Annotated in this window: 9 protein-coding genes; 6 read left to right on the top strand and 3 right to left on the bottom strand. The window is 70.7% G+C overall.

The annotated features are described in order from the left end of the window. The 3 genes from H5J33_RS18965 to H5J33_RS18955 form a co-directional block, all read left to right on the top strand. Positions 1–859: Stk1 family PASTA domain-containing Ser/Thr kinase (locus tag H5J33_RS18965; protein WP_181796123.1), on the top strand; the 859-nt coding region annotated here is incomplete at its 5' end. A gap of 57 nt (positions 860–916) precedes the next feature. Continuing rightward, positions 917–1795, top strand: coding sequence for a deoxyribonuclease IV (locus tag H5J33_RS18960; RefSeq protein ID WP_181796122.1), 879 nt, complete (start codon positions 917–919; stop codon positions 1793–1795). 70 nt (positions 1796–1865) lie between these two features. After that, a complete protein-coding gene (locus H5J33_RS18955) occupies positions 1866–2390 on the top strand; it encodes a DUF4396 domain-containing protein (RefSeq protein ID WP_181796121.1) in 525 nt (174 codons plus the stop codon). 18 nt (positions 2391–2408) lie between these two features. On the opposite strand, the gene H5J33_RS18950 is transcribed toward H5J33_RS18955, so the two are convergent. Continuing rightward, on the bottom strand, positions 2409–3041 hold the full coding sequence (locus H5J33_RS18950) for a sulfite oxidase-like oxidoreductase (protein WP_181796120.1): 633 nt from the start codon (positions 3039–3041) through the stop codon (positions 2409–2411). A 171-nt stretch (positions 3042–3212) separates the two neighbouring features. On the opposite strand from H5J33_RS18950, the gene bfr reads away from it, so the two are divergent. Further along, complete coding sequence (gene bfr, locus H5J33_RS18945; protein ID WP_181796119.1) at positions 3213–3704, top strand: bacterioferritin; 492 nt, start codon at positions 3213–3215, stop codon at positions 3702–3704. Here the strand turns inward: bfr and H5J33_RS18940 are convergent. After that, entirely contained in the window at positions 3701–3925 is a 225-nt protein-coding gene (locus tag H5J33_RS18940; RefSeq protein ID WP_181796118.1) for a bacterioferritin-associated ferredoxin, read from the bottom strand. The two genes, bfr and H5J33_RS18940, sit on opposite strands and share 4 nt — an antisense overlap. Before the next feature lie 151 nt (positions 3926–4076). Next, positions 4077–5396, bottom strand: coding sequence for a class II 3-deoxy-7-phosphoheptulonate synthase (locus H5J33_RS18935; RefSeq protein ID WP_181796124.1), 1320 nt, complete (start codon positions 5394–5396; stop codon positions 4077–4079). Positions 5397–5552: 156 nt separating this feature from the next. On the opposite strand from H5J33_RS18935, the gene H5J33_RS38710 reads away from it, so the two are divergent. Together H5J33_RS38710 and H5J33_RS18925 are read left to right on the top strand one after the other, a co-directional pair. Next, on the top strand, positions 5553–5621 hold the full coding sequence (locus H5J33_RS38710) for a trp operon leader peptide (RefSeq protein WP_399552868.1): 69 nt from the start codon (positions 5553–5555) through the stop codon (positions 5619–5621). A 95-nt stretch (positions 5622–5716) separates the two neighbouring features. Further along, positions 5717–6710 (top strand): chorismate-binding protein (locus H5J33_RS18925; RefSeq protein WP_181796116.1); only part of this gene is annotated, 994 nt, incomplete at its 3' end.

Below are 6710 nucleotides of genomic sequence, written 5' to 3'. Positions count from 1 at the left end.
GGCCGTGCTGGTGGTGCTCGGCGTGGGCGCCGGGGTCTGGTACATCAACTCCGGCCAGTTCACCAAGGTCCCGCCGCTGCTGGCGAAGACCGAGGCGCAGGCGCGGGACCGGCTGGAGTCGGCCGGGCTGGACGTCGGCCAGGTCGAGCGGGCCTACAGCGACACGGTCGAACGGGGCTCGGTGATCGGCTCGGACCCGGCGCCCGGCGCGCGGATACGGGACCACGGCAAGGTCACGCTGACCGTGTCGCTGGGCCCGGAGACGGTGAACGTGCCGAACGTGGAGGGGCAGACGCTGGCGAAGGCGCGGGCGCGGCTGAAGGCGGACGGCCTGGAGCCGGGCATGGTCACCCGCGAGTTCAGCGACGACGTGCCGGCGGATTCGGTGATCCGTACGACGCCGGACGCGGGCACCAAGCGGCACGCGGGCTCGGCGATCGCGCTGACCGTCAGCAAGGGCAGCCCCGTCGACGTGCCGGACGTCACCGGCGAGGACCTGGACAGCGCCCGGGACGAGCTGACCGGGGCCGGGCTGAAGGTGAAGGTCGCGGCCGGGCGGATCCACTCGTCCGAGTACGACAAGGGGACCGTCGCCGCGCAGAGCCCGGAGGACGGAAGCGAGGCCGCGGAGGGCGACACGGTGACGCTGACGCTGTCCGACGGACCGGAGATGGTCGAGGTCCCGGACGTGGTCGGCGACAACGTGGACGAGGCCCACGAGGCACTGGAGGCGGCCGGCTTCGAGGTGAAGGAGGACCGGGGGCTGCTCGGGCTGTTCGGCGACACCGTCAAGAAGCAGTCGGTGGAGGGCGGCGACGAGGCGCCCAAGGGCTCCACGATCAAGATCACCATCCGGTGACCGGTCTCACCGCGGGACCCGGCCCGGGCGCGGGGGCGGACATGACACCCTGAACGGGTGAGTCCCGTTCAGTCCTCCCTCCCCCGCAACCCCGTCGGCAGCCATGTCCCGGTGGCCGGTGGTCTGCACTCCGCCGGGCTGTCCTACGCCCGCGATCTGAAGGCGGAGACCGTGCAGGTCTTCGTCGCCAACCCGCGCGGCTGGGCCACGCCGGCCGGGAACCCACGGCAGGACGAGGCGTTCCGCGCGGCCTGCGCCGAGGAGTCGATCCCGGCGTATGTGCACGCGCCCTACCTGATCAACTTCGGCTCGCACACCGAGGCGACCGTGGAGCGGTCGGTGGAGTCGCTGCGGCACTCGCTGCGGCGCGGGCGGGAGATCGGCGCGCTCGGCGTGGTGGTGCACACCGGGAGCGCGACCGGCGGCCGGGCCCGGGAGGTGGCGCTGAAGCAGGTGCGCGAGCACATGCTGCCGCTGCTGGACGAGCTGACCCATGACGACGATCCGTTCCTGCTGCTGGAGCCGACGGCCGGGCAGGGCGCCTCGCTGTGCTCGCGCACCCGGGACCTCGGGCCGTACTTCGAGGCGCTGGACGCCCATCCGAAGCTGGGCGTGTGCCTGGACACCTGCCATGTCTTCGCCGCGGGGCACGATCTGACCGGGCCGGACGGCATGCACCGGACGCTGGACCTGCTGGTGGAGACCGTCGGCGCGGGCCGGCTGAAGCTGATCCACGCCAACGACTCCAAGGACGTGGTGGGCGCGCACAAGGACCGGCACGCGAACATCGGCGCCGGCCACATCGGCGAGGACCCGTTCCGGGCCCTGATGACCCACCCCGCGACCGAGGGCGTGCCGCTGGTGATCGAGACGCCCGGTGGCAAGGAGGGGCACGCGACGGACGTGGAGCTGCTGAAGAAACTCCGCGACGCCTGACTGGGAATACCCCTTGGGGGTATACGGTTCCCACTCGGTGAGGGAACCACCACCCGACTTGGGGGCAGTCATGCGGCACGAAGCCCGCGCGGAACACGAGCACCACCACACCCAGGAGCACACGGACCACGGGCAGCACGGGCAGCACCACACCCCCGCCGCCACCTGGTCCATGGCGGTCCAGGCCACCCTGCACTGCCTGACCGGCTGCGCCATCGGCGAGGTGCTGGGCATGGTCCTCGGTACGGCCCTCGGCTGGGGCAACCTGCCGACCACCCTGCTCGCGATCGTGCTGGCCTTCTTCTTCGGCTACTCGCTCACCCTGCGCGGGGTGCTGCGGGCCGGCGTCGGCTTCCGTACGGCCTTCCGGGTGGCGCTGGCGGCGGACACCCTGTCGATCGCGGTGATGGAGCTGATCGACAACGGCGTGATCATGGTCTGGCCGTCGGCGAGGGACGCCATGCTGGGCGACGCGCTGTTCTGGATCTCGCTCGCCGTCTCGCTGGTGCTCGCCTTCCTGGTGACCACCCCGGTCAACAAGTGGACGATCGGCCGGGGCCGGGGCCACGCGGTGGTGCACCGGTACCACCACTGAACCCGCAAGACGCGGGAGTCAGAGCTCGGGGCCGTCCCCGGGCTCCTCCTGGTAGGAGTAGCGCTGTTCCTTCCAGGGGTCGCCGATGTTGTGGTAGCCGCGCTCCTCCCAGAAGCCGCGGCGGTCGGCGGTCATGTACTCCACGCCCCGGACCCACTTCGGGCCCTTCCACGCGTACAGGTGGGGCACGATCAGGCGGACCGGGAAGCCGTGCTCGGCGGTGAGCAGCTCGCCGTCCTTGTGGGTGGCGAAGATGGTCCGCTCGGAGCAGAAGTCCGACAGGCGCAGGTTCGAGCTGAAGCCGTACTCCGCCCAGACCATCACATGGGTGACGTCCGGCGCCGGCGGCGCGAGGTCCAGGACGGCGCTCGCCGGGACGCCGCCCCACTCCGCGCCGAGCATGCTGTACTTCGTCACGCAGTGCAGATCGGCCACCACCGTGGTGTACGGCAGGGCCGTGAACTCCTCGTGGGTCCAGGTGTGCTTGCCGCCGTCGGCGGTGGCGCCTAAGACCCGGAACTCCCAGCGCTCGGGCCGGAACTTCGGCACGGGTCCGTAGTGCGTGACCGGCCAGCCCCGCTGGAGCCGCTGACCCGGCGGAAGCTCGGCCCCCGCCGCCGCCTCGGACTCGCGCTCCACCGGATGACCCATGTATCCATCCTGACAGACCCCGGGCAGTGCCCCTGACCACCCACCCCCGAACGGGACAATTACCGACAACTCAGTGCGTACTTACTAAGTACGCACTTACTGGACGATCTTCCCCGCCGGTGCAATCATGCGGCGCTAGCGGCCCGGTCCCCCTGGAAGGAGTCCACAGCCATGCAAGGCGACCCCGAGGTCATCGAACTGCTGAACGAACAGCTGACCGCCGAGCTGACCGCGATCAACCAGTACTTCCTGCACGCCAAGCTCCAGGACCACAAGGGGTGGACCAAGCTCGCCCGGTACACCCGGGCGGAGTCGTTCGACGAGATGCGGCACGCCGAGGTCCTCACCGACCGCATCCTGCTCCTGGACGGCCTGCCCAACTACCAGCGGCTCTTCCACGTACGGGTCGGGCAGACGGTGACCGAGATGTTCCAGGCGGACCGGCAGATCGAGGTGGAGGCCATCGACCGGCTGCGCCGGGGCGTGCAGCTGATGCGGGAGAAGGACGACATCACGTCGGCCAACGTCTTCGAGGCGATCCTGGCCGACGAGGAACACCACATCGACTATCTGGACACCCAGCTGGAACTCGTGGACAAGCTGGGCGAGGCGCTCTACCTGTCGACCCTGATCGAGCAGAGCCAGCCGGACTCCTCCGACTAGGCGGCGTCGTCCAGCCGGGCCAGGGCCGGGGCCCGCTGGTCGATCAGTTCCCGGCGCGGGCAGGCACCGCGGCCGAGCAGGGCCTGGATGCGCCGGACGCAGCCGCCGCAGTCGGTGCCGGCCTTGCAGGCGGAGGCGATCTGGCGCGGGGTGCAGGCGCCGTTCTCCGCGTGCCGCTTCACCTGGTCCTCGGTGATGCCGAAGCAACTGCAGACGTACACGCGGGTTCACCTCCCCGAGGGGTTCGCTGTTCCATGCACTCCCCGTTCCGGTGAGGCAAACCTAACCTTACTCACGCGGTGGCACCCGGGAAAGCGGCTGGGGCGCGGATCGGGTGTGATCCGCGCCCCAGGGTGGCTCATCGGCCGCCGGTCACTGGTCCCGGTACATCTCGGCCACGAGGAACGCCAGGTCCAGCGACTGGCTGCGGTTCAGCCGGGGGTCGCAGGCCGTCTCGTAGCGCTGGTGCAGGTCGTCCACGAAGATCTCGTCGCCGCCGCCCACGCACTCGGTGACGTCGTCGCCGGTCAGCTCCACGTGGATGCCGCCCGGGTGGGTGCCGAGCGCCTTGTGGACCTCGAAGAAGCCCTTGACCTCGTCCAGCACGTCGTCGAAGCGGCGGGTCTTGTGCCCGGAGGCCGCCTCGAAGGTGTTGCCGTGCATCGGGTCGGTCACCCAGGCCACCGTCGCCCCGGACGCCGTGACCTTCTCGACCAGCTCGGGGAGCTTGTCGCGGATCTTGTCGGCGCCCATCCGGACGATGAAGGTCAGCCGGCCCGGCTCCCGCTCCGGGTCGAGGCGCTCGATGTACTGCAGCGCCTCCTCGGCCGTGGTGGTCGGGCCGAGCTTGATGCCGATCGGGTTGCGGATCCGCGAGGCGAACTCGATGTGCGCGTGGTCCAGCTGCCGGGTGCGCTCACCGATCCACACCATGTGCGCGGAGACGTCGTACAGCTGCCCGGTGCGCGAGTCGACCCGGGTGAGGGCCGTCTCGTAGTCCATCAGCAGCGCCTCGTGCGAGGAGTAGAACTCGACGGTCTTGAACTCCTCCGGGTCCGCGCCGCACGCGTGCATGAAGTTCAGCGCGTTGTCGATCTCGCGCGCGAGCTGCTCGTAGCGCTGGCCGGACGGCGAGGTGCGCACGAAGTCCTGGTTCCAGGCGTGCACCTGGCGCAGGTCGGCGTAGCCGCCGGTGGTGAAGGCGCGCACCAGGTTCAGCGTGGACGCCGACGCGTGGTACATGCGCTTCAGCCGCTCCGGGTCGGGGATGCGGCTGGCCTCGGTGAAGTCGAAGCCGTTGACGGAGTCGCCCCGGTACACCGGCAGCGTCACGCCGTCGCGGGTCTCGGTCGGCTTGGAGCGCGGCTTGGAGTACTGGCCCGCGATGCGGCCGACCTTCACCACGGGCACGGACGCCGCGTAGGTGAGGACGGCGCCCATCTGGAGCAGCGTCTTCAGCTTGTTGCGGATCTGGTCGGCGGACACGCCGTCGAAGGCCTCCGCGCAGTCGCCGCCCTGGAGGAGGAACGCCTCTCCCTTGGCGACGGCCGCCATCCGGGCGCGCAGCTGGTCGCACTCGCCCGCGAAGACCAGCGGAGGGAAGCTCTCCAGTTCGGTGATCACCTTCCGGAGAGCTTCCTGGTCCGGATACTCCGGCTGCTGTGCCGCAGGGAGGTCTCGCCAGGTGTTCATGTCGACGTTGGAGGCGTTTGCGTTCACGCTCCCAGACTACGGGCTGCGTGCCCGGTGTCGGTCCCCACGCCCAAACTGTGGGACACCGGATCCCGTGGATACGGCGGTGTGACCCGGCGAGCGGGTCCCGGTGGACACGGCCACCGCGATGGCCCTATGGTCTCCGGCATGTTCGCGCCTTCGATCCGGAACTGGTGGTGGACCGCTCATCCGGCGGCCCACTGATCGCGCGTACGACGACTTCGCGAAGGCCGCCCGAGGGGCGGCCTTCGGCGTTTCCGGGGCCGTTCCTCACCGATACCGACGGAACGAGGAACCCCATGGACCTGGCACGGCTCGCCCACGACGACCGCCCCTTCGCCCTGCTCCGCCGCCGCACCCCGGGCCGCGACGAGCAGGTGGTGGAGGTGCTGACCGGCCCGGTGACCCGGCGGGAGAAGCTGGCCGACCTGCCCGGCGAGGGGCTCGCCCTGGTGCCGTTCCGGCAGCTGGGCGAGCGCGGGTTCGACGTCCGCGACGACGGCACCCCACTGCTGGTGCTCACGCCCGAGGAGTCGTACGAGCTCCCGCTCGCCGAAGCGCTGGACCGGCTGCCCGCGCACGAGGTGCGGGTCGAGGACGGCGGCTTCGACGTGGACGACGAGGCGTACGGCGAGATCGTCGGCCGGGTGCTGCGCGAGGAGATCGGCCGGGGCGAGGGTGCGAACTTCGTGATCCGGCGCACGTACGAGGGCCGGATCCCCGGCTTCGGCCGCGCGGACGCGCTCGCGCTGTTCAGGCGGCTGCTGGCGGCCGAGCGGGGCGCGTACTGGACGTTCGTGGTGCACACCGGGGACCGGACGCTGGTGGGCGCGAGCCCCGAGGTGCACGTGCGGATGACCGGCGGCACGGTCGTCATGAACCCGATCAGCGGCACGTACCGCTATCCGGCCGGCGGGCCCACCCCGGAGGACCTGCTGACGTTCCTCTCCGACGCCAAGGAGACCGAGGAGCTGTCGATGGTCGTCGACGAGGAGCTGAAGATGATGTGCACCGTCGGCGACATGGGCGGGGTCGTCGTCGGCCCCCGGCTGAAGGAGATGGCGCACCTCGCGCACACCGAGTACGAGCTGCGCGGGAGGTCCTCGCTGGACGCGCGGGAGGTGCTGCGGGAGACCATGTTCGCGGCGACGGTGACCGGGTCGCCGGTGCAGAACGCCTGCCGGGTCATCAAGCGGTACGAGCGCACCGGGCGCGGGTACTACGCCGGGGCGCTGGCCCTGCTCGGGCGGGACGCCGGGGGCGCGCAGACCCTGGACTCGCCCATCCTGATCC

The sequence above is a fragment of the Streptomyces sp. WELS2 genome (genome assembly GCF_013870595.1).
Classification (GTDB): Bacteria; Actinomycetota; Actinomycetes; order Streptomycetales; family Streptomycetaceae; genus Streptomyces.
Note: the sequence above shows the minus strand (reverse complement) of the source record. Positions and strands in the feature narration are given on the sequence as shown.